Source organism: Terriglobia bacterium (assembly GCA_035712365.1).
GTDB lineage: Bacteria > Acidobacteriota > Terriglobia > UBA7540 > UBA7540 > SCRD01.
Window position 1 is genome coordinate 16086 of the sequence record DASTAW010000002.1, and the last position, 22445, is coordinate 38530.

A 22445-nucleotide genomic window follows, 5' to 3' on the forward strand; every position below is an offset into this window, starting at 1 on the left:
AAGTGCCTTTAGACCTTCAATTCCGCAGGCAGGGCAAAGCGAACGTCTTCTTCAATCCACTCGACTTCCTCTACTCGCGTAAAGCCCCATTCCTTCAGGCGATCGACAACTTGCCGGACCAGCACTTCCGGCGTCGACGCACCTGCGGTGACACCAATACGGCGGTGGCCGTTGACCCATTCAGGGAGGATATCGTCAGCGTTGCCGATCAGGTATGCGACCGTCCCTCCGCGCCGCGCAACTTCCACCAGCCGGTTTGAATTGGAACTGTTTTGGGCTCCCACCACCAGGATTCCATCAGCCTTGGGGGCGATGGCCTTGACGGCCATCTGCCGGTTCTGAGTGGCGTAGCAGATGTCCTGTCCCGGCGGCCCGATAATGGCGGGGAATCGCTGTTTGAGCCGGTCCACGATTTCCGCTGTGTCGTCAAGGCTTAAGGTGGTCTGCGTCAGATAGACGATCCGGTTGGGATCAGGTGGATCCAGGGTCTCCACGTCCTCGACTGAGGAAATCAACCGGATTACTTCGGGGGCTTCCCCGAGCGTACCGATCATCTCGTCGTGGTCCCGGTGGCCGATAAGGACAATGGTATATTTTTCGCGGGCGTACCGGATCACCTCCAGATGGACCTTAGTGACCAGTGGGCAGGTGGCGTCAATGATGCGAAGCTGCCGGGCGCGTGCTTCCTCGCGAACTGCCGGCGAGACTCCATGAGCACTGAAAATAACTGCTGCCCCTGTCGGCACCTCTTCAAGGTTTTCGACAAATACGGCGCCCTGGCCGGCCAACTCGTCTACAACATAACGGTTATGAACAATCTCCCGCCGCACATAAACCGGAGGTCCCAGCTTGTCGAGAACCATGCGGACAACATCAATGGCGCGAATGACGCCCGCGCAAAAGCCTCTGGGTCGCAACAGCATCAAAGTTCCTGGTTCAGCGCGAGACGAGTTCTCGACGTGAGGAGCCACGTTCATTGGTTTACCATCATCCTTTCCTGTTACATACCCTCTAAAGATAATCCTCTCATGGTCTTTCCGCACCGTCAAGATAAGCGCAGGATCCAATCCTTTCCGGACCGCGAGGGTTTGGTCGCTGCGCATACCTGACCCTCTGGATTTATTGATGTACCCATCCGGCGAAACGATGCATCATATCCACGGAGGGTTTACTATTTCTGTCACTGCTCTCTGTACACTTGCGGTGGCTTTTGATACAATGCCCTGATTATGGATTGTTCCCACAACGGAGGCCTGCCTCAAGTAATTTCCTAACCCCTGGCTACCAACGTTTTTGAACTATGAAATTTTTGAAACTACCAGTACTCGCAGCGTTACTTTGTTTTTGCGCTCAGGGCGCTCGCGGATGGGCGTCTGGTAACCCCTCGCCCAGTCCGTGTCCTGCTCGGCCGGCAATTGCCAATGACCTGGACGCCGGGAAGTACGCTGAGTCCGCGTCAATACTCCAGCGACAGGTGGCCAAGAACCCCGCGGACGCCCAAGCCACGTTATGGCTGGCGCGATCCTTCATGGACCTTGGCAGTTACGACAAGGCAGTTGCATTTGCCGAACGCGCGGCCCAATTGTCGCCCGACTGTTCAGAATCGCACTTCTGGCTGGCGCGTTCTTACGGAATGAAGGCCGATACGGACCGCAGCTTCTGGCTCGCCCGAAAGGCCAAACTGGAATATCAGAAAGCCATCCAGCTTGATCCGGACAATCTTGCCGCGCGCCGCGATTTAATGGAGTTCTATCTCCAGGCCCCGTGGATACTGGGCGGGAGCAGGGATAAGGCCGAGGCCCAGGTGCAAGCCATCGCGTCCCGTGACGCTACCGAAGGCCATCTGGCGCGCGCCATTTATTGGCGCGATCTGGGCAGATCGGACCTTGCCGCCACGGAGTATCGCAGGGTTTTGGAGGCACGGCCGTCACAGCCAGAAGCCTACTTTCAGATTGCGGATTTTTATGAGTCTGATCAGAAGCCGGTCCAACTGGATGCCGCCGTACAGGCGGTCTCTTTGATTGTGCCGAATGACCCGCGCCTGAATTACTACAGCGCAGTGGCTGACGTGATGAAACGCCGGGACCTCGCAGGGGCTGAGCAGAACCTGAAGGCGTACCTTGCCGGGACCCCGCGCCGGGACGATTTCCCGCCGCATGCGGCGGCGCATGACTGGCTGGGCCGGATTTACGAAATATGGGGGAAGAAGGCGCAAGCGATCGAGCAATACCGTGTGGCCCTCGGGCTGAGCCCCGACAACCAGGGGGCACTGGATGCTCTCAAGCGCCTGGATGCAAATTAGCCGGGCAGCCGACTGTCTGAAGACCAAAGGCCACAGAGTGGGGTGGCCAGTTTTGGTACATAGCGTTAGAATCGTAAACGGGACGTTGCGGATGCGGGTCGGTTTTGCAGCAAGTAAATTCCAAAGAAGTTATAGCTTTCGGGTACAATGCAATTCAACGGATGGCGGAAGATATACAGCCTCGTGGCATCAGGACGTTATAGAAGGGAGTCTGTATGGTGTCTGTTTTGAAGACGCTGTTGCTGAATCCTCCGAGTTTCGAGAAGTTTGATGGCGGCGCAAGTTCGAGGTGGCCCGCCACGCGCGAGATTGAGTCTTACTGGTACCCCGTGTGGCTCACCTATCCCGCGGGAATGCTGCCCGGCAGCCGCCTGCTGGATGCCCCTCCGCACAAAATTACTCCTCAGCAGACCGTCGAAATCGCCAAGGACTATGAGTTTGTGGTCCTTTTCACGTCCGCTGTCGGTTTTGAGAACGACGTTGAGCTTGTCCGCCGGATGAAGGAGGCAAAGCCCGGCCTCCGAGTAGCCTTTGTGGGACCTCCCGTGCAGGTGAAGCCCGATGAAAGCTTGATGGCCAGCGACGACATCGATTTTATTGTGCGCGGCGAATTTGATTATGCCGTGGTGGAGTTTGCGCAGGGTAAGCCGCTCAGCGAGATTCTCGGCGCCAGTTATCGCAAGGACGGGAAAATCGTCCACAATCCGCCGCGAAAGGAACTGCAGACGGAGGATTTGGACCGCCTGCCGTTTGCCACGGAGGTCTACAAGCGCGACCTGAGCATTGAGAATTACAACGTTCCTTTTCTGCTTCATCCCTTCGTCTCGTTCTATTCTTCGCGCGGGTGTCCCGCCCTTTGCACCTTCTGCCTGTGGCCGCAGACACTTTCGGGTCATGCCTGGCGGACACGCTCCGTCGACAACGTGGTTACGGAAATCGGGCAGGCTCTCAAGCTGTTCCCGCAGGCGAAGGAATTCTTCTTCGATGATGACACTTTCAATATCCGTAAGGACCGCGTCATCGAACTGTCAAAGAAATTCAAACCGCTGGGTTTCCGCTGGTCCTGCACGGCCCGCGTCCACAGCGACTATGAAACCCTCAAAGCCATGGCTGACGGCGGCGCCCGGCTCTTTATCGTGGGTTTTGAATCCGGCGACGATCAGATACTGAAGAACATCAAGAAAGGCGCAACCGCGGAAATGGGCCGCAGGTTCGCGAAGAACTGCAAGCAGCTCGGCATAGCAATCCACGCCGACTTCATCATCGGGCTTCCGGGTGAGACACCCGAAACCATCGAGCGCACCATCGATTTTGCGAGGGAATTGGACTCGGAAACCATCCAGGTTTCCCTTGCGCACGGCTATCCGGGGACGGAAATGTACAACCAGTTGTTGCAGGCTGGCCAGTTGGTGAATCTTCCCATGTCTGACACCAACGGCCACCAACTGCCTCACATTCAATATCCGGGCCTGTCGACGGCGCAGATGATGGACGCCGTCAACCGCTTCTACGATGAGTATTACTTCAGGCCGCGAGTGGTGTGGCGAATCGTACGCAAGGCGCTCTGGGACAAAGACGAGCGTAAGCGCCTGTACCAGGAAGGCGTGGAGTTTCTCCGGTTGCGGAGTGAGCGGCTTAAATTTGCCCGCCAGGGACCCGTGAAGGCAACCTCCATCAGCGTGCCGGCGATCGACCTGGCTTCCGAGCCTCCATCGAACTCCTGAGCGGTTGGGCTATGAGAGCTCATGCCTGAATTGAGAAGCCCGCGAGCCAAGACCTTCATCCTGCTGGCGTTTATGGTCACCTTCGGGTCATCCGGTGACGTACTGCTCAGCCGGGGGATGAAGCGGCTGGGCGAGCTCCGTAGCTGGGCCCCGGGGACCGCAGCGGCTTTTTTTGCACGGGCCTTCGAGAGCGGCACCATCTGGTTGGCTATCGCCCTGTTGATGCTGTTCCTGGTGAGCTATATGCTCGTGCTTTCCTGGGCGGATTTCAGCTACGTTTCACCCGCCTCGGCCATTGGCTATGTTTTGGTGGCCCTGATGGGATACTTCTTTCTGGGAGAGCATGTCCCAACCACACGCTGGGTTGGCGTTGGCCTGATCTGCGTGGGGGTTTTTGTGGTTGGCGGCACGCACCCCAGCACAAATCACAACTCATGACGGGTCAGACAGCGCTGTTCATTGCGGTTATTGTTGTGGCCGGGCAACTGGGCGATATTTGCCTGTCGCTCGCCATGAAGACCGTTGGAGAATTCAAGCGTTTCACTCCCGTGAGCGTTTTGCGATTTCTCGGCCGCGCCCTCAGAGTAAAATGGCTGTGGATCGGAGTAGGTCTGATGGCCGTGGCTTTTTTTTCACTGCTGGCGCTCCTTTCTTGGGCCGATGTGAGCCTGGTGGTGCCGGCCACGGCTGCAAGTTACGCAGTCGGCGCCTTGGGTGCTAAGTTTCTGCTGGGTGAATATGTGAACCGGGAGAGGTGGATCGGCGTCTTTATCGTCTGTATCGGAGTGGCCCTGGTCTGCATCTGAAAAAGAGGACGAAGGCATGCATGCGCACTTTCACCCGGTAGAGTGGCTTATTTCAGTCGGCGCCATCGTTTCGCTGCTTTACTATGTGGCCGCACTGTTCAGCGCCTGGAGATATTTTCGCCGTCCTGTCTACCGCGATCCTGAGTTCGCGCCCCCGGTCAGCATCCTGAAACCTGTCAGGGGGCTTGACCGCGAATGCTACGAGAACTTCGCCAGCTTCTGCAATCTTAATTACCCTGAATACGAGATTTTGTTTGGAGTGATGGACGTTGATGATCCCGTCATTCCTGTCATCCGGAAGCTCATCGAAGACCACCCCAGCCGGGCCATCCGCCTTTTTGTCGGTTCTCCCGGCAGAGGCTGGAACCGAAAGGTACGGCAATTGTGCCGTCTGTCGCGCGAAGCCCGTTACCCCACCCTGGTGATCAGTGACAGCGACATTCGGGTCCAGCCGGATTATCTGCGAGCGATTGTGGGCCCGCTTCGTAACCCGGGAGTTGGCGCTGTCACCTGCATGTACCGCCTGCAATCAGAACCCCGACTGGCTTCTGAGATTGAGGCGGTCGGGCTCTCTTCCGACTTCATGCCCGGAGTAGTCGTGGCCCGGCAGTTGGAGGGCGTGAAGTTTGCGCTGGGCGCGAGCATCGCCGTGGCCGCCGAGCGACTGGAGGACCTTGGCGGATTCGAGGCCATGGCGGATTGCTTTTCCGACGATTTTGAACTGGGGAGGCGGATCGCTGATGAGGGCCATGAGGTCGAGCTCATCCCGTACACCGTGGCCAGCGTTTCCCCGTCGCAAGGGCTGTTAGGTTCGATCCAGCACCAGCTTCGCTGGGCCGTTGGCATTACCAATTCGCGTCCGTGGGGCCAGTTTGGCAGGCTGCTGACCCAGGCGCTGCCATGGGTGGTGGCCGCGAGCCTGGTGCATCGCACTTGGGAAGCCACCGTGGGATTTTGCGGAGCTTACCTCGTGCTTCGGCTGGCCGTCGCCTGGACGGTTGGCGTGTGGGGCCTGAAAGATCCACTGCTGCGCAGGAAATGGTGGCTGGTGCCTGCATGGGATGCTCTCGCATTCTTCATCCTGGCCATCAGCTTTTCCAAGCGGCGCATCGAGTGGCGCGGGACCTCATTTTATATCCGCAAAGGCCGCCTGAGTCCTGCGCCCAGCAAGGATTGAGCCACCGCGGTTATGGGGAAGCAGACCTGAGCTATGAGATGAAGATCGGTGCGCGTCTCCTTGGACTGGAAGGGCGTTCGATGAGCAGCGATGAGTAGTATTGCAATTCCAGAAAGGGTAGAATACTCATGCGATGGGATTCAAAGTCTTTCTAAGCTATAGCCTTGATGCTGCCGAACAGGCGCTTGCCTGGCGGTTACAAACACTTGCCGCAGCGCACGGCGTTGAAATGTATGTGCCCCCACGCGGACCGCTCGCACCACAGCAGTCGGCCTCATCCATTGCGATTCACAATGCGATTGACCGGGCTGATTGCGTGCTGGCTATCATTACTGCCAAAGCAAGCGCAAATGTCGAAAGGGAACTCCGCTATGCTCTGACAAAACAAAAACTTGTCATACCAATCGTCCGTTCGGACCTTGCCGGTCATCCTCTCCTAGCGCAATTCCCCCAAGTATTTACATTCTCTCCGTGGGACAATCCTGGGCAAGTCGAGGGAGGGATTGTTGAATTCCTCAAGGAAAAAAAGATCAGTAAAGAACAACAGCAAGCTATAGGTGCCCTCGCCGCGGTAGGAATTGGGCTACTCCTGCTCTTTTCTCTGAGTGAAAAATAGTGCGGATCGCGGTTGTTGACAGCACACCGCTCATTCATCTTGTACACTTGGGTCTATGCGGAGAGATATCCCTCTTCTTTGACGTCGTGTATGTCCCCATGGCCGTCCAGCGGGAAGTTAATCGAAAGAGCAGGTTCCGCTACCGCCTCAAGAAGCTTTATGAGACGGGTTATTTCTTAAGGTGTACCACAGCGAATGCCGAGAATGTAAAGCTGCTGAGGCCTGATGTTGACGAGGGTGAGGCGGAGGCGCTGATTCAGGCGCAGGAGAGAACAGCAACGCACTTTATAGGGGACGACAGGCGGGCACGGGAAATCGGTAGCAATATGGGATTTAGGTGTGTTGGAACTGTGCGGATTCTTGCTCGACTGTTTTTAGAGGGACGGGCGTCGGAAACTCGTAGTCTCGTGCGAAAATTGCAGCGCGACCTTCGATTTCGAGTTTCCGAACAGGTTATTCAGCAGGCGATTGCAATGGCTGAAGAGCCCATTTGATTCTGGTGCAAGAAGGGGAACTTGTCCAGGTCTGCTGTAATTGCAAGAAAACGGTTCTCATGTTGTAGATGGTTGTGATTCCTTGCGCCTGTCTTATGATATTTCACGCGCGTTGTCTCTGTGTGTTCCATGTTTGAACACGCCCTGTTCATCATCGCCGGCGCCGGGCTGTCCGCTGCCAGCGTTTATCTCGTGCTGGTGATGGTCGCCGCTGTGCGTTTTCGGATCTCGGCCCAGCGTTACTCCGCTTTAAGTGGGTCCGATGCACACCTTCCTCCGGTGAGCGTCCTGAAGCCGTTGCACGGCGCCGAGCCCTTGCTTGAAGAATGTCTGGAGAGCTTTTTTCGCCAGGATTACCCGGAGTACGAACTGATCTTTGGCGCCCGGATCCAATCAGATCCGGCGCTCGCCCTTGTCGAAGTCCTCGAAAAGAAATATCCGCACGTGGCAACTCAGACCATCGTGTCTGGTCATCCGGGCCATCCGAATGCCAAGGTGTGCCTGATGGAGAAGATGGCGCCGCTCGCTACCCATCCGATATTGTTCATCGCCGACAGCGACGTGCATGTTGCCCCGGACTATCTCGCACAGGTGGTAAGGCCCATGCTGGATCCGAAGGTCGGCATGGTCACTTGTCTCTATCGGGGCGTTTCTACCGGAGGCTTCTGGGCGCTGCTCGAAGCGCTGGGCATGTCGATTGAATTGGCTTCCGGCGTGCTCGTGGCTGATCTGCTGGAAGGCATGAAATTCGCGCTGGGGCCCACTATGGTCATCCGAAAAGAAGTGCTGGAAGGATGGGGCGGCTTAGGGGTTTTGCGCGATTACTGCGCCGACGATTTCGTCATGGGCGCCTTGACGCATGCAGCCGGCAGGAAGGTGGTGCTTTCGCACTATGTGATAAACCACATCGTCCTGGGCCGCTCCGCGCGGACCTCCATGCTCCATCAGCTTCGCTGGATGAAGAGTTCGCGATTTTCGCGAAGCCTGGGCCATCTTGGAACGGGGTTGACGTTTGCCATGCCGTTTGGTGCGCTCGCCTTGGTTGCGGGATGGCTGTCGGGCAACTGGGTCCTGGGGTTGGGGATGTTGTCGGTTGCTGTTGCCAACCGACTGGTCCAGGCGCTGGTGGTTGGATGGGGTGTTAATCGGGACCGCGATTCCGCGCTCTACTGCTGGCTCTATCCGCTCCGCGACCTTCTTGGATTCACTCTGTGGTGCGCCAGCTTCTGGGGTTCGGAGATAGACTGGCGCGGAGAGCGCTACCAACTCGTTTCTGGCGGACGAATGGTCCCCAAAAGCCGTCCAGGCGAGACGGACTCCAACGACGCAGGATGCCCTGTGTAGCGCCATCACGGCTGGTTGCTGTAGACAACTTTTCCCGAACTCTCAGCGACAACATATCGAGGCTGTGGCAGTGTTTTCTTTACGTCGTCAAGTTGCCCCGGAGGAACAAACAGGAATATCCTGTGATCGCCGCCCCAGTCGCGGGCCAGATCGGCATTATCCAAAAAGATGTGCGGCGCATCGGGGAAGGTCGATCCGAACCACATGGAAGTCGTTCTTCCGTTAACCAGATCAATCGGCCTCTTCAAATAGAACAGCAGCGACGACCCGTATGCCTGGTCGCCATAAATCATCACCTGATCTCCGGGCTCTTCGCGGATGCGGATCGCATCGGCCAACCGCTTGGAGGAGAGAAACGGCCCGAAACGGGCAAAGGCGAGTTGGGCAGCAATCAGGAAGACCGCGGTGGCAAGGCCCGTTGTCCACGTGGCGGCTACGTGCTTATTTCGGAGGCGCAGAATGAGGGCCGCGAGCGGGCCGACGAGCAGCACGGCGGCCGCCAGTCCCGCGGGCAGGCGCAGTGCAGCAAACGCCGAGGTAGTGAGATCAAAAAGTTTTGACATTGATAGCGTGTCGTTGGCAACATCGCGATGGACCAGCAATTGACCCAGGTCTGTAGTGGGCGGAACGTTTCTTGAAGCCCACAGCGCGGCCACCAGGACAGAGCCGGCCGCGAGTCCTGCCGCCGCGTAAAGTCCATTACCTAAGATGGTCCATCGGCTTGACCGTTTCTGCTCTTCATCGCGAGCCAGACTTCCGGCAATCAGCAGCAGCAGCGGAAGGTAGGCGGGAAAGGTATAGTATTCCTGGTTGGTCGAAAACGAGAAGAAAACCAGCACGATGCCTGCCCATATCCAGCATAGCGCCCGCGTCCGGACGGCGAAGTTAAGCGCCGACAGATTTCGCGCTGCGGTGATGTCCCGCTTGAGGTCGCGGAAGACCAGCGGAAAGTAAAGACTCCAGGGAAACAGCCAGACGAGGTGGAGTCCCCAGTAGAGGGCAGGGGGCAGCTTGTTGTAGTCGTGTGGGTAGCGTTCTCCCAGAAAACGCAGAAACTGCTCGTTGACGAAATAGAACCAAAAGAATCCGTGATTGCGGATGCCCGCCAGGATATGCCACGGAGCGCCAACCAGCAGGAACATCAGAATGCCTTTGCCGAGACGCAGCTCTCGCCACCGCCGCCATTCTCTGGTCAGGAGCAGATAGCCCATGGCGGGAACGCCGACAAAGACCAGCGCCACCAGACCCTTGGTGAGCACAGCCAGGGCGATGATGGCATATGCAGCATACCATCGCCACTCGCGCTGCCGCCGTGATTGGAGCGCCGAGAGGAAGAAATAGAGGGCGAGGGCGATCAGGAGGCTGAGAATGACGTCAGGGATAAAGATTCGCGTGAAAAGAAAGCAGCCGAGACATGTGGCTACAAATAGCCCGGTATAGATTCCCCCGCGGTGGCCGAACGCTCGCAACCCCCAAAGCGCGCCCAGGCCGATCATCAGCAGGATGGAAAGAATAATTGGCAGGCGCACTGCAAACTCCGAAACACCGAAGACCGTGAATCCAAGGGACACCAGCCAGTAGGGGAGAGGAGCTTTTTCAAGATAGCGGATGCCGTTCACCCGCAGTGTGACGTAATCGCCCGACTGGTGCATCTCCCGCGCCGCTTCGGCGTGTGTGGAGTCGGCGTCATCCAGCAGGGGAGGATGGAACGCACCCTGAAAATAAACAGACACCCAGACGATGAGGATCAAAATCCAAGGGATGGCACTGCGGGCTGGGGCCGATGCTGCGTGCCGAGGCTGGTCTGACTTCAGTGTGTCGCGCTCCACTTCGTATTGAGGCATCAGTTAAATCCAAGCGCGGGCCTGCAGCCGGACCTTTCGTCAGGGCTTGCGCAGAGCGAGGGAGTCCCCCTACAAACCGCGGCGGCAGTATGCACTGAAAAAAGATTATTCTCCCGTGTCCACATTGACCTCGATCACCCGATGCTGGAACCCGACAAAGTGGCCAAAATTAGGAGAAGTGATATTGTTGTAAACGTCTCGTGCATCGCGAGCATCTGTCAGGTTACGCACTCCAATTCCCCACCGCAGCTTGAAACCGCCTCCCCAGGGTAGCCAGCGTGGCAGAGGTAGCACCTTCCAGATCTTGAAGTCTAAGGAGAAAAATGCCGGAAACCGGTTGCTGTTGGGGGCGCCAACGTAGTTCTGGAACTCGTCCACCTTTGACCAGGGGAATCCCGTGTGCAAATCGATAACCGGAGCAAAGACGACCTTCTTCGGGAGGTGAAAGATTCCCCATGCAATCATACGGTCCGGGACGTCGGCGTCGAGGCTGGCATAAACGTCAGTACGAATAACGGGGTCTTCAAATGGGACATAGATATGCGACACGGAATTCAGGTCACCGATCGTTCTGCTGCGAACGTACGACGCGTTCAACTGATTTCCCCGGTCGTCACGGTAGCTCACCATGGCTTCAAGTTCGTGGTATCGCGCTGCACCTCGGTTGGAGAGCAGCATCATACCTTCAACAGGGGAGGTCAGCACAGGGTTGACGACGAAATCCTTGTAGGTGCTGCTGCCAAGGAAGCTGGCCCGGACCGCAACGCGGCTGGTGATCTGGCGGTCGAACTCGGCGTTCCATGTCACGTTGTAAGGCGTGGCATCGAGGTCAGAACAATCCGAAACGAGCCTCAGTCCTGTGCGGACCCTTGTGGCGCATTGGCTCATGTAAGTGACAGGAACACCGATCGGTGTTTGCGTGGCGTCGAACAGGGATATCACCCGCGCGGGGTTGCTGCCATAGTCCGCCTCCAGCAGTGGTATGCGCGACTTGAAAATCCCGACCCCGGCCCGGAGGATGGTCCGGCCACTCTTGCCGGGAGTGAACACCATTCCCAATCGCGGCGCGAAAGTGGCGGGGTCGCCTACGGCCTGGCCGTAGTAGCGAAATCCGAAATCCACGGCAGCACGTTCAGTCAGCATCCAGTGGTCGCCCACATACGCTGCCCCCTCCGCATTGCTGGTCGAAAACAACGCCGGAGATTGGGTGGAAGGAACTCCGCCTGGACCCAGGAAGTCGATCTGTTTCGCCACCGTACCATCCAGCCGTGTGACGAGTACCGTACGGGAAAGGCTGGTGCCAGTATAAGACCGATAGATAAAATCACCCCCGAGTTCAGACTGGTGTTTGCCAAGCCACTTCCAGCCAGGGAATCGGTAAATCAGGCTGCCCTCTTCCTGATTACTCTTTCGTCCCCATTCATTGAAATAGTTTCCGCCGTAACCGTTGGGCGTAACGAGCATTGTCTCAAGGCCCTGTCCGTGCGAGTTGGCGTCAAACCGGGTGTACTTGAAGAAGCTGTTCAAGATGCTGCCTGATTCAAACTGGACGCTGTCATTTCCCTGGGCGGAATAGCCGCGCTCGGAAAGATTTGCGGAGGCAGGCTGCGCGATCAGCGAATCGATGTTGGCGAACTCCTGCTTGCGCGGGAACAGGTGAAAGTTGAATGAGAAGAGATGCCGGGGCGAGAAGACATACTGAAGTGTAGTGAGTGAATTGTAGCCTTCCTTCTTCGTCTCGTTGTTGGGCCAGGCAAGCCCCCGGACAGGGACCTTCAAGATGTCATAGATGAATGACTCGGAGAAGTTGAGACGGTTTTTCAGAATCGGCCCGGTAAAGCTGATCCTGGGTTCCCAGTCGTTGATGCCCACCAGATGGCCGCTTCGGCCGCGAAATCCGGGAAAAAAGTCGTTGAGGTCCCAGCCCCACTGATAGGAAGGCGCCTTGGTATCAATCGTTGTCAACCCGCCGGAGAAGCCGCCATACTGGGCGTCAAACGGCGCCTTGTAAACATTCAGTGACTGGATGGCGTCGATGGAAAGATCGATATCAAAGGCGCCTGTGATGGGATCTACGGCCTGTGCGCCGTCAATCAGGAGCATGCCCTGGTTCTCTACCGTTCCTTTGATGTTGATCTTACCGTTAGGAGACCGGATGACCCCCGGAACCAGCGGCAGGAATGCCTTAAACTTTTGTTCGGCGATAGGCAAAGTTGTAAGTTCTTCCGCACCAAGTGTGGCCGGAGGCGCAGAGATCTGCTCCGCGGCGGTGCCCGCCTTCGCTCGAACCTCCACCTTCTGGATGATTTTTTGTTGCGTCGGCATGACCGCCCGAACGTAGTTAGCCTGGCCCGCGGTTATGGCCAGATCGGTCTTGACATACGGCTCATATCCAAGCGCTGTGCAGGTCAGGACGTACTTACCCGGCAACAGACCCCGAACGCTGAAGTCACCACTGGAGTCTGTGGTGACGGAGATCCCCTGGCTGGGCAGCAGACCTCCCTGGAGTATGCAATCAACGCCGGCAATGGGAACGCTGTTTTCATTTACAATCTGGCCTCTCAACTCCTGAGTCGGTTGGGGGGCATCCCCATAGGAGATGGGGCCTTTGAGGCTGACGACTGCGAGAAGGACAACAAGAGTGCAAAAAACAGCCTGCCTGAATTTAGAGCGGTGTGCGTCAGTGTGCAAAAAGCTTACCAGTCCTTCCTGATCTTTGGTTGAGCGTCGCCTGGTGATTCTGCCGAACCTCCGCCGCATAACGCTGTATACGCAACAACTTAACGAGCACAAAATTCCAAGTATACCTGCTGAAGTTCCTTGCTGCATAGCCTGTGCTGCTTCGGGCTCCGACCACGAGGACCTTTTGGATGCCGAAAAAACGGTTACCGTTACGGTCTTCCTCCGGAGGTCTGCTGGCAACCGGGTGAATGTCTCCCCGTACCGACCCTCTTTTGATAAAATACCTCCGTTCCGAGGAGCAGTTGGCAGGGAACTGTATTCATTTAAACCTTCGGGAACGTTTGTGAGGCGGAATCGATGCGCCGTTCCTGCATACTCCTGGTGGGCAGCCTGGTTGCTTGCTTAACGGCAGTCCGCGTCACCACGGCGCAGACCTACCAGTCGCACATCGAACACCTCATTGTTCAGTACAAAATTTCGGCATCGCTGTATCCCGGCACGAAAACCATCAAGGGACACTACGTGCTGACGTGGTGGAACCACACCGACGATACCATCCCAGACCTCTATTTCCACCTGTACCTGAACGCCTTCAAAAACCTTGACAGCACCTTCATGCGCCGGGACCCCATCGCAAGAGAACATGATTCGCTAACGGATTGGCTCACCATTCCCGGTAAGGAAAAATGGGGCTGGGAACAGATTGACAAGATTCAGATTGTCAACGGAGTTGACCTGACACCGCTCATCACCTACATCCATCCGGACGACACCAATGCTGATGACAGGACAGTGGTCCGAATCCAGCTCCCTCAGCCCATATCTCCAAAAGGAACCATTGAACTCTCCGTTGACTTTACCGCAAAGCTGCCGCGGGTTTTTGCCCGAACCGGTTACGACGGGGACTATTACCTGGTCAGCCAGTGGTTTCCCAAGATCGGCGTATATGAAGGGCCCGGAGAGCGCGGCCGGACAACCGGTGGATGGAATTGCCACCAGTTCCATCGCTACACGGAGTTTTACGCCGACTACGGGAGCTACGACGTTGATTTGACGGTTCCCTCCGACTACATCCTGGGCGCCACGGGGTTCGAGCGCTCTGAAAAGAAAGATCCGGACGGTACCACGACTTACAATTTCTACCAGCAGGACGTCCACGATTTTGCCTGGACGGCCAGCCCGGATTTCAAGAAGATCACACGCCTTTTCGATTGGGGGAAGGAGGTTCGGGGCGACGAAGTCGCCAGGTGGAGTGAGATTCTGGCGCTGCCCGCCTCCGAAATTGCGCTGCGTAACGTTTCAGTAACGCTGCTGCTGCAACCGTACCACCGCAATCTCGAGGAGCGTTATTTTCGCGCGGCTTTCAGCGGACTCAAGTATTACGGATTGCGGTTTGGCGCCTACCCCTATGACACGTTGACAGTAGTTGATCCGCCCCGCAATTCCTACACCTCGGGCATGGAGTATCCAACGCTGTTCGTTGCGGGCAGCACCTTCTGGCCGGGGAAGCACGAATTTGAGCCGGAGGGAGTGACTATCCACGAATTCGGGCATCAGTTCTGGTACGGACTGGTAGGCAACAATGAGTTTGAAGAGCCGTGGCTCGATGAGGGGTTTGTCACATACTCCACGGCCAAGGTACTGGAAACGGCCTATGGCAATCCGTGTTCGTACCTTCGCTTCCTGGGTATTCCGTACCAGGCGTACGCCTGGCTGCAGGTCCCATTGCCCAGCTTTCCGTTTCTGGGGGTCGGGTCCATTCCCGTCGGGCCTTACTTTTCGTGCGTGAGACTGCCGGAACAAACCTCGGGCCGCAGCTTATACCTGCAGCACGCTACTGATGACAACTTGGTGCGAAACGGCTGGCAGTACCGGAGCCGCCTCAGCTACGTCGTGAATTCCTACATGAGACCAGGGCTGGACCTGGACACGCTCGAGCAATACCTCGGCTCGACCGTCATGGCGCGCGTGATGCGGACCTATCAGCAGGAGTGGCGATACCGTCATCCAACCACCCGGGATTTTATCGACGTGGTCAATAAGGCTTCAGGTCGGGACATGGACTGGTTCTTTCAGCAGTTCTTCTACAATTCCAACCTTGCGGATTATTCAGTGGCAAGCATCTGGAACGAGCCGATGTACGGCCACACCGGTATCTATGACGAGGGTGGAAAAAAGACTTACTATTCCCGGCAGAATGCTTTAAAACAGTATAAGGCAAGCAAGCAGAAGCAATATCGCTCTACCATCACCATTCGACGTCTGGGCGGCGCCTCGGCGCCGGTGGACATCGAGGTCCGGTTTGATAACGGCAAGGTTGCTCATGAACAATGGGATGGCAGATACCGTTGGACGACATTCACCTATGATGGCCCCCAAAAGGTAGTGGCTGCCGTGGTCGATCCGTCCCGCAAACTTTTGCTGGATTCCAATTACACGAACAACAGCCGCACCGTGAAGGCGAATTCCGCCTTTGCCCTCAAATGGTATATCCGATGGATATTCTGGATCGAAAATCTCTTTTTTGCGGCAGCATTCTTCAGCTAGCACTCGGCAAGCACTAAGCATGAACCCGCGCAGCGCTGTGAGGTTTGATCTGGAAACAATCCGGGAACTGGAGTGGACATGGTAAGCGGACGGATGGCCATCCGCCAGGGGTTCCGGCTGGTGCCGCGCACGCGATCGGCCGTGTGGATCCTGTTTGCAGCCAACTTGCTCCTGGCCATCGTTGCAGGTCTGCCGATCTACCATGGAATGCTTCAGTTCACCTCCCACAGCTTGGTGAGCCGAAATCTGCTGACTGGGTTTTCGGTGGACTGGCTGACGGATTTTGCATTCAACAACACGGGGGCCCTCGAACAATATGCTCAATTCATCATGGTGATAGGCCTGATCGCGCTGCCGGTGAACGCCATTCTGGCCGGTGGAGTGCTGGCCCGCTTTCAGCAGCCTCAGCGGTTCCGGCTTGGAACCTTCTTCCGTGACTGCGGCTTCTACGCCTGGCGAATGCTCTGGTTGATGGTCGTCGCGCTGATTTGCTACTGGGCGGTGTTCCGTTTTGTGAATGTCGGCCTGGGAAGTGCGGTGGACCGGGCGACGCTCTATTGGATGAATGACCGCTCGGCATTCGCGGCGCATCTCGGCGTGGGCCTGCTGGTCCTCCTGTTGTTTGCCTTCATAAATATGGTGATCGATTTTGCCCAGATCAGGATTGTCTATGGCGAAGGCTGTGGGTTTATAGAAGCCTTCCTGGGTGCGCTGGGATTTTCAATCGGCCGCCTGCCCAGGGCCATTCTTGTTTACGCCATCCCGTCGCTTTGCGGGCTTGCCTTGCTGGGAATTTATCGCCTGGTAACGCCCTGGCGCATGATCCATGCAGCCCTGGGTGGGAGTACCGGCCCATCATACGAGGTCGCGCTGGTGCTTGGTCTCCTTTTCGTCGGGCAGCAACTGGTGATGTTCGGCCGCTACTGGTTCCGTGTTGCCACCTGGGCCAGCGAGTGGTCATTGTTCGCAAGCACGCGCGGCCCGGCAAGTCCGACGGATAAGTCCGGTCAGCGAGCAACGGCCTGACGCGCGCTCCAATGGGGAAGGACCTTAACTTCGAAAAATTTGTGCTGCGACTACTGTGCGCTGGAACTTCGCAAGGGCCCCTGCGAGCCAGCCTGATTCCACTGGTGCAAAGCTACGCATGGAGTAGCGCGCTGCACCGGGCGATTTTCAGGGCAGTCGTGTCGATCCCTTCTGACGATCTGGCGCTCCTTCGTCAATTGCTCCCCGCAAAGCTCACCCGCATGGGATTTCCCGATGTCGAATGGGAGGAACTATTCGCGCCGGTGTCAATCTCGAGCGACGAAGCAATCGAGTCGGTCAGAAAAGTGCTTGCTGGAGCATAGCTGCTTGCAGCTTCGCATGCGTTCCTGGACTGTGCCGTAAAATGAGAACAGGGGCATTGATGTCCGCATTAACTCCGGAAGTTGACCGCCAGCCTTTGCGCGCGGTGCGCGCCATCAATCCGGTGATTACGGCCAGTGAAGTTCTGGCCATTTACGCCGCTGTTCTGCTTTACATCTGGCGATGGCAGGATGCTCACCCGTTTCTGTGGCTTCCGATGCTGGCCGTCGTTGTTTTCAGCCAGTGGTTTTGCGGCGAGACTCTGGAAGAACTGGGCGTGACCGGAATGGAATTCTGGCCTTGTGCCCGGGCCAGCCTTCCGCTCCTCGCCGTGGTGATCGGTGGAGCGGTCTGTTACGGCTTGTGGGTTCGCTACAATGTTTTCCGGTTTGCTTCCTGGCACGTGTGGCTGTCACTTGGCGGCTACTTTGTCTGGTGCTCTTTTCAGCAGTATCTCACGCAGTCATACTTTCATCGGCAATTAATGAAAGTGATGCAATCTCCGCACCTGCGTTCGCTTGCCATTGGGCTTCTGTTTGCCGGTGCGCACATTCCAAACCCTATTCTAATGGCGGCAACCTTTGCGGGCGGGATCGTCTTCGCGGAAATCTTCTTTCGGCATCGCAACATCTGGCCGCTGGCATTTGTGCAGGCCGTTGCCGGATTCCTTATCGGGATGCTTGCCCCTCCGTGGATCATCCACGGCATGCGGGTCGGCCCCGGATACTTCCTCTTTCACGTTCGCTAACCCGTGGGATTGTTCTTGAGCCGGCAGGGAATCAGTCGAGTGCGGTCAATTGCGCGCCGCGCTGCGGAACTGGGGCAGATAAGGAGAGCTGGCAAGCTGGCCCTCAAACCGCTCGGCCCAGCGGCCGGGAATGGATGAATTGCACGACGGGCAGCGACCCTCGGACGTAATCAGATATTTTGAAATGTGGTAGCCGTAACGTTCGATGAGCGTCTTGCCGCAGACTGGGCAGTGCGTGTCTTCAAGGTCGCCCACCCGGCCCGGCATGTTGCCCGCGTACACGAAGCGCAACCCTGCGACCCGGCCGACGTCCGCTGCCCGCCGCAACATGTCCGGCGTGGTGTCCGCGGGATCCGTCATCTTGTAATCCTTGTGGAAGGCAGTAACGTGCCAAGGTATGTCGGGTGAAACGCTTACAAGAAATTTCGCCAGCCGCATGAGTTCCTCGTCGGAATCGTTGAATCCCTTGATCAGCAGCGTTACGATCTCCACCCAGAAGCCCAGTTCATACGTCCGCCGGATGCTATCCAGGATAGGCTGTATGCGCCCGCCCAATTGCCGGTAGTGGCGGTCATCGAAACTCTTCAGGTCGATTTTATAGAGATCAATCCAGGGACGTAGGTATTCCAGTGCTTCCGGAGTTGCGTTGCCGTTTGAGACATATGCGGTCTTCAATCCCGCGTGGCGAGCTTCCTTAAAGACGGCCACGGCCCACTCGCTGGTGATCAGCGGCTCATTGTATGTGCTCACCATGACCTTGGCGCCCTGGACGACCGCGTCCTCCACCAGCAATTCCGGTGTTGCCCCGAGAGGCGACGAAACGGCCCGAGGATCGCGAAGGGCCTGAGAAGTTACCCAGTTCTGGCAGTATGAACAATGGAGGTCGCAACCGAGCATGCCGAAGCTGTAAGCCAGAGCTCCAGGATAGGCGTGATTGAACGGTTTTTTTTCAATCGGATCGCACTGGACCCCACCGACATAGCCCCACGGAACGTAGAGCTTTCCGTTGCGGTTGAAGCGCACCTTGCAAACGCCTGACTGGCCGTCAGGTATAGGACAGCGGTGGCCGCATGCCACGCAGCGGACAAAGCCTTTGTCCATCCTTTCGCACAGGTCGCCTTCTCGGATGGATTTCTGCAGGATGTCGCTGAGTGTTTTCATAGCTTGCCAGCGTCGGAAGCCGGCGCTTCTATTGATATTATACTCGCCCTTAACTTTTGCGGGAGCGCGTCAGCGGAGATGGACAAACCCACATGAATGGATTCTGAAGAACCGAAAGGCGACCGCCAGGCCCTGGCTTTGTGGCAAGTGCGCCGCGACCCTCTGCACGTTAAGTTCGGCGCGGTTTGAGACGCGGCCGGGAATTCAGGAAGTCATAGCAGGGCAGGGCCTACTTTTTCCTGAGGGCCCCAATGCGTTCCCTGGAAGCGCCAATTGCCTCTGGAGCGCGCTTATTCATCCACTCCTCATAGCTTTCCGCCATCTTTTCCAAATTTTTCCAAAGGAAAGGGTTCTTAAAACTGTCGCGTAAAGCGGGCACCAGCAGTTTAATCTTTTCCCACACAACGAAGAATTCGCCTGTGTTCTGGAAAAAGAAATCCTGCTCAATCAGCCCGCTGTTGACGATCGACCCCACCATCTCCCAATACGTCACCACCATCCGGGTGAAGGCATTCTCCTCGGAATCCGGCGGGTACTTTTTAACATAATCATCGCTGGGCTTAACCTCGAACTCGCGAATGAACCAGTCCCGTGCGCGGCGTAATTTCTCTTCGCGGCGCAAATCATAAAGCCTCAGCATCAGCTCTGCGTCGTGATGATCTACACTCACTCTCACATTTCCTCCATGTTTAACAGGATCAGTCAAGATTTTAACGGCAACCGTCCTCTTAGCTCAAGTTTCTGTCGCGCTGCCGTTGCCAGGCGGCTTCTGCACCAGCGCCGCCCGCGTGTAGAGCACCTGAAATCCGCGGCGTTCAGCATTGCGCTGGGAAGTTGATCCCGGCTGGGTTACAACCCGCGCCAGGTCGCAGCCGGCGCTCAATGCGTGTGCGAGCCGCGCAAAATGGAGGGCCGAATGTGCTCCCCGCCGGCGAAAAGCTGCGAGTGTGCTGGCGCCGTTCAACATCGCCACGCATTCGTGGATAAACAGGCTTCCGCCCCCGATCATTCGTCCGCCAAGGGAAGCCGCAAAAGTAGAGTATCCTTTCGCCTCTTCCCCTGCCATGAGTAATCGGATGAAAGCCTCATCCAGCTTCAAATTGCTGCCCGCTGGCATAAATTCGGGCTGCTCGATAAAACCGCGAGCCACTGTTTCTGCCCACTCGCGGCCCTCGCCTCGCTGAACGGGCCGGACCTCAACCTCGCTGGCGGGCGCGCATGCCACCGATTGGGCGTCGAGCGGCATCGCCAGGACGTTCTCCATTTCAGCGACAGTATATCCGCGCCTCGACAATCCTTCGAGGAGCGAAGGGTGCGCCAGGGGACAAACCACTACCTGCGCCCGGCTATTTCGCGAGAAGAAGAAATCTTCAATCGCGTCAAACTCGTCCCCGCCCACAGACCCGCGGATTCCCGCTCCCTGGACCTGCGTTACAGGGGAATCGCGTCCGGCAAAGACCGCACATCCGCCAGCGACTTCCAGCCACGCGACCCTGTCAGCCGGAAATAGCCGCTGATAGCCCTCCGCCCAGGCGCGCGCGCCGGCGGCTTCACCGCCTTCGATTCGGCAGGCCAAGGCGTGACCGGCGTGGATCATTCGAGACTCCCAGCTCTTGCTGCTGTCATGCGGCTGTGCCGCAAGCTTCCTGCACTGGCAAGCGCCCGTTTCAGTGCCTGTCTATCGTGCTGACGCGGCGCGGCCGTTTCCGGCCCCCAGATTTTCACTTCGGGATCACGGGCAGGACCACGTGCGAAGGGTGGGCCTTGTCCATATAGATGGTGTTCATGGTTGCCACCGCTCCGCGTTCGTCGCCGAGCGCAGCGCCGGTATTTGGGTTCAGATCAAAGCGCGGAAAATTGCTGCTGGAAATGTCCAGCCGGATGCGATGGCCGGCCTTGAAAACGTTTGAAGTGGGATAAAGGTGAATGGTGAATTCGTAAATCTGGCCCGGCTTCATCAGCGCGGGCTTCTGGAGCGAATCACGGTAGCGCGCTCGGATGATGCCGTCCTCCAGGTTCATGTCAATGCCCGCCGGGAAATCGTTGTTCGGGGGATGCACATCAATCAGCTTGGCGGTGAAATCCGTATCAACCGCGGCTGACGAAGCCCAGAGCTTCACATCAATCGGCCCGGTCACTTCAACGTCGTGATCGAGTGGCGGCGTCGTAAATACCACCACGTCCTGCCGCGCGGAAAGTGGACGCGTGTCTTTGCAGTTCCAGACAGCGGACGAGCATTTCTGGTCCCACGCCCCCTGCAGCATGATGCCATCGCCCGACGAGATGTTGCCACCAATCGTCGGCACCGGATTCGCAGGATCGTACTTGTAGGTGATTTTGACATCCGATTCGGAAGGCCCGTCAGTAGACAGCGTGCCGTTGCGGTGGAGATAGAAGGAGGTCCAGCGCGTGCGGGCGAGCGGCCATTCATGCTCATCTCGCCAGTAGCCGCCGTGCTCGTGCGTGCCGTCGCCAAGCTTTGCCTCGCTGCCGCCGCCCATCACAAAGATCTTGACGGGGGCATCGTTCTCAACTCCGTTCGCGATCCCTTTAAGCCAATGGTCGTACCAGCGCAAGCCGAACGCTTCCTGGTCGATCGCGGCGCTCGGCCCGAAATCCACCTGACCGTTCGAGCGACGTTCGTGCATGCCGTGAATCCACGGCCCGAGGATCATTTTTACAGGACCCTTCTTTGCCTTCGACAGCGCCATGTAGGTCATGGTTGTCTGGAGGTCCCAGGAGTCGTACCAGCCGCCGATCAGATACGTGGGAACGTCTTTGTAGCGGGCCACGTTGTCAACCACGTTAAAGCCGGGCTGCTTCCACAGGGGATCTTCGGGTCCGTGGCTCAGCTCAAACACCAGCCAGTCTTCGTACTCAGGCGCAATTTTGAACGGTGTTGTGCCTTTGCGGATGGGAAGGTCCATCAAGTATTCGCGCACGTGCTGATGCGCCTCTTCCAGCACAGCCCGGATTTCGGGATCGCGCGCCTCCCGGCTGCCCAGAGGAGCTGTGAAGAAGATCCAGTTGACGAACCGTAGCTCCAGGGCCCCGCCGTTCCGAATTCCAAAATAGCCTGCATTGGCCACGGCGTCCGCGGGTATGGTTGCCGTCAGGCCTGGCGCACCGGTTTCCGCCATGGCGTGCTGCGTTCCGCCCACATACGAGGTCCCGATCATGGCGAACTTTCCGCTGCTCCATGGCTGCGCCACGAGCCATTTGGCGGTGTCGTAACCGTCGTTCACGTCGTCAGTCATCATGTGCCAGACGCCCTCGGAATGATACCGGCCACGCGTGTCCTGTGCGACATATATATATCCGTGGCCGGCATAAAAAGCCGCGAGATCCTCGGAATGATCTTTGTCGTATGGCGTTCGTTCCAGAATCGCCGGAAGCTTTCCTTCGGTGCGCGCTCCATTCCGAGCAGGGAAATAAACGTCGGTAGCGAGCCGGACCCCATCCCGCATGGAAATCATCACGTTCTTGAGAACCGCATAAGATTTCGGCCCATCCGCACTTGGCTGGCCACTCAGCGCACGATCGCGCGCTACGAGAATGGCGCAGGCCAGAAGCATTGCCAGCAGCAATGCCCGGCAGAAGGAATCGATGGGTCGCATGAGTGCCTCCAGAGGGCACCGATCGTATCACAACTG

19 protein-coding genes are annotated in these 22445 nt (G+C 57.3%); 12 read left to right on the forward strand and 7 right to left on the reverse strand.

What is annotated here, in order from left to right:
• Nucleotides 1-8: 8 nt before the first annotated feature.
• Entirely contained in the window at nucleotides 9-977 is a 969-nt protein-coding gene (locus tag VFQ24_00430) for a 4-hydroxy-3-methylbut-2-enyl diphosphate reductase (protein HET9176805.1), read from the reverse strand.
• A 323-nt stretch (nucleotides 978-1300) separates the two neighbouring features.
• Here VFQ24_00430 and VFQ24_00435 point away from each other — a divergent pair, with 323 nt between their 5' ends.
• The 8 genes from VFQ24_00435 to hpnI (VFQ24_00470) all read left to right on the forward strand — a co-directional run bounded on the left by VFQ24_00435 (nucleotide 1301) and on the right by hpnI (VFQ24_00470) (nucleotide 8463).
• Nucleotides 1301-2302, forward strand: a complete 1002-nt coding sequence (locus VFQ24_00435; GenBank protein ID HET9176806.1) for a tetratricopeptide repeat protein — start codon at nucleotides 1301-1303, stop codon at nucleotides 2300-2302.
• A gap of 215 nt (nucleotides 2303-2517) precedes the next feature.
• Nucleotides 2518-4026 carry a hopanoid biosynthesis associated radical SAM protein HpnJ gene (gene hpnJ / locus VFQ24_00440; GenBank protein HET9176807.1) on the forward strand — a complete coding sequence of 503 codons (1509 nt, stop codon included), beginning with the start codon at nucleotides 2518-2520 and terminating at the stop codon, nucleotides 4024-4026.
• A 21-nt stretch (nucleotides 4027-4047) separates the two neighbouring features.
• Nucleotides 4048-4464, forward strand: coding sequence for an EamA family transporter (locus tag VFQ24_00445; protein HET9176808.1), 417 nt, complete (start codon nucleotides 4048-4050; stop codon nucleotides 4462-4464).
• Nucleotides 4461-4832: a hypothetical protein gene (locus tag VFQ24_00450; protein HET9176809.1), complete on the forward strand. Its 372-nt coding sequence runs from the start codon at nucleotides 4461-4463 to the stop codon at nucleotides 4830-4832. Before VFQ24_00445 ends, VFQ24_00450 begins: the two co-directional genes overlap by 4 nt.
• A 16-nt stretch (nucleotides 4833-4848) precedes the next feature.
• On the forward strand, nucleotides 4849-6009 hold the full coding sequence (hpnI, locus tag VFQ24_00455) for a bacteriohopanetetrol glucosamine biosynthesis glycosyltransferase HpnI (GenBank protein HET9176810.1): 1161 nt from the start codon (nucleotides 4849-4851) through the stop codon (nucleotides 6007-6009).
• A 133-nt stretch (nucleotides 6010-6142) separates the two neighbouring features.
• Nucleotides 6143-6625 carry a toll/interleukin-1 receptor domain-containing protein gene (locus tag VFQ24_00460; GenBank protein HET9176811.1) on the forward strand — a complete coding sequence of 161 codons (483 nt, stop codon included), beginning with the start codon at nucleotides 6143-6145 and terminating at the stop codon, nucleotides 6623-6625.
• Complete coding sequence (locus VFQ24_00465) at nucleotides 6625-7119, forward strand: hypothetical protein (GenBank protein ID HET9176812.1); 495 nt, start codon at nucleotides 6625-6627, stop codon at nucleotides 7117-7119. Before VFQ24_00460 ends, VFQ24_00465 begins: the two co-directional genes overlap by 1 nt.
• Before the next feature lie 129 nt (nucleotides 7120-7248).
• Complete coding sequence (gene hpnI / locus VFQ24_00470; GenBank protein ID HET9176813.1) at nucleotides 7249-8463, forward strand: bacteriohopanetetrol glucosamine biosynthesis glycosyltransferase HpnI; 1215 nt, start codon at nucleotides 7249-7251, stop codon at nucleotides 8461-8463.
• Nucleotides 8464-8468: 5 nt separating this feature from the next.
• On the opposite strand, the gene VFQ24_00475 is transcribed toward hpnI (VFQ24_00470), so the two are convergent.
• On the reverse strand, nucleotides 8469-10307 hold the full coding sequence (locus tag VFQ24_00475; GenBank protein HET9176814.1) for a glycosyltransferase family 39 protein: 1839 nt from the start codon (nucleotides 10305-10307) through the stop codon (nucleotides 8469-8471).
• Between the two features lie 105 nt (nucleotides 10308-10412).
• On the reverse strand, nucleotides 10413-12998 hold the full coding sequence (locus tag VFQ24_00480; GenBank protein ID HET9176815.1) for a TonB-dependent receptor: 2586 nt from the start codon (nucleotides 12996-12998) through the stop codon (nucleotides 10413-10415).
• A gap of 348 nt (nucleotides 12999-13346) precedes the next feature.
• Between VFQ24_00480 and VFQ24_00485 the strand changes: the two genes are divergently transcribed.
• The 4 genes from VFQ24_00485 (at nucleotide 13347) to VFQ24_00500 (ending at nucleotide 17631) form a co-directional block, all read left to right on the forward strand.
• On the forward strand, nucleotides 13347-15536 hold the full coding sequence (locus VFQ24_00485) for a M1 family metallopeptidase (protein HET9176816.1): 2190 nt from the start codon (nucleotides 13347-13349) through the stop codon (nucleotides 15534-15536).
• A 78-nt stretch (nucleotides 15537-15614) separates the two neighbouring features.
• A complete protein-coding gene (locus VFQ24_00490; protein HET9176817.1) occupies nucleotides 15615-16562 on the forward strand; it encodes a hypothetical protein in 948 nt (315 codons plus the stop codon).
• Nucleotides 16563-16573: 11 nt separating this feature from the next.
• On the forward strand, nucleotides 16574-16885 hold the full coding sequence (locus VFQ24_00495; GenBank protein HET9176818.1) for a hypothetical protein: 312 nt from the start codon (nucleotides 16574-16576) through the stop codon (nucleotides 16883-16885).
• Nucleotides 16886-16944: 59 nt separating this feature from the next.
• The gene (locus VFQ24_00500; GenBank protein ID HET9176819.1) at nucleotides 16945-17631 is read left to right on the forward strand and encodes a CPBP family glutamic-type intramembrane protease; all 687 of its coding nucleotides are present in this window, start codon (nucleotides 16945-16947) and stop codon (nucleotides 17629-17631) included.
• 45 nt (nucleotides 17632-17676) lie between these two features.
• Here VFQ24_00500 and amrS read toward each other — a convergent pair whose 3' ends face one another.
• The 4 genes from amrS to VFQ24_00520 form a co-directional block, all read right to left on the reverse strand.
• Nucleotides 17677-18792 (reverse strand): AmmeMemoRadiSam system radical SAM enzyme, encoded by a 1116-nt coding sequence (gene amrS, locus VFQ24_00505; protein ID HET9176820.1) that lies wholly within the window; start codon nucleotides 18790-18792, stop codon nucleotides 17677-17679.
• Between the two features lie 229 nt (nucleotides 18793-19021).
• Nucleotides 19022-19468: a hypothetical protein gene (locus VFQ24_00510; GenBank protein ID HET9176821.1), complete on the reverse strand. Its 447-nt coding sequence runs from the start codon at nucleotides 19466-19468 to the stop codon at nucleotides 19022-19024.
• A 57-nt stretch (nucleotides 19469-19525) separates the two neighbouring features.
• A complete protein-coding gene (locus VFQ24_00515) occupies nucleotides 19526-20389 on the reverse strand; it encodes a GNAT family N-acetyltransferase (GenBank protein HET9176822.1) in 864 nt (287 codons plus the stop codon).
• A gap of 124 nt (nucleotides 20390-20513) precedes the next feature.
• Nucleotides 20514-22409, reverse strand: a complete 1896-nt coding sequence (locus VFQ24_00520) for a CocE/NonD family hydrolase (protein HET9176823.1) — start codon at nucleotides 22407-22409, stop codon at nucleotides 20514-20516.
• Between the last annotated feature and the right edge of the window lie 36 nt (nucleotides 22410-22445).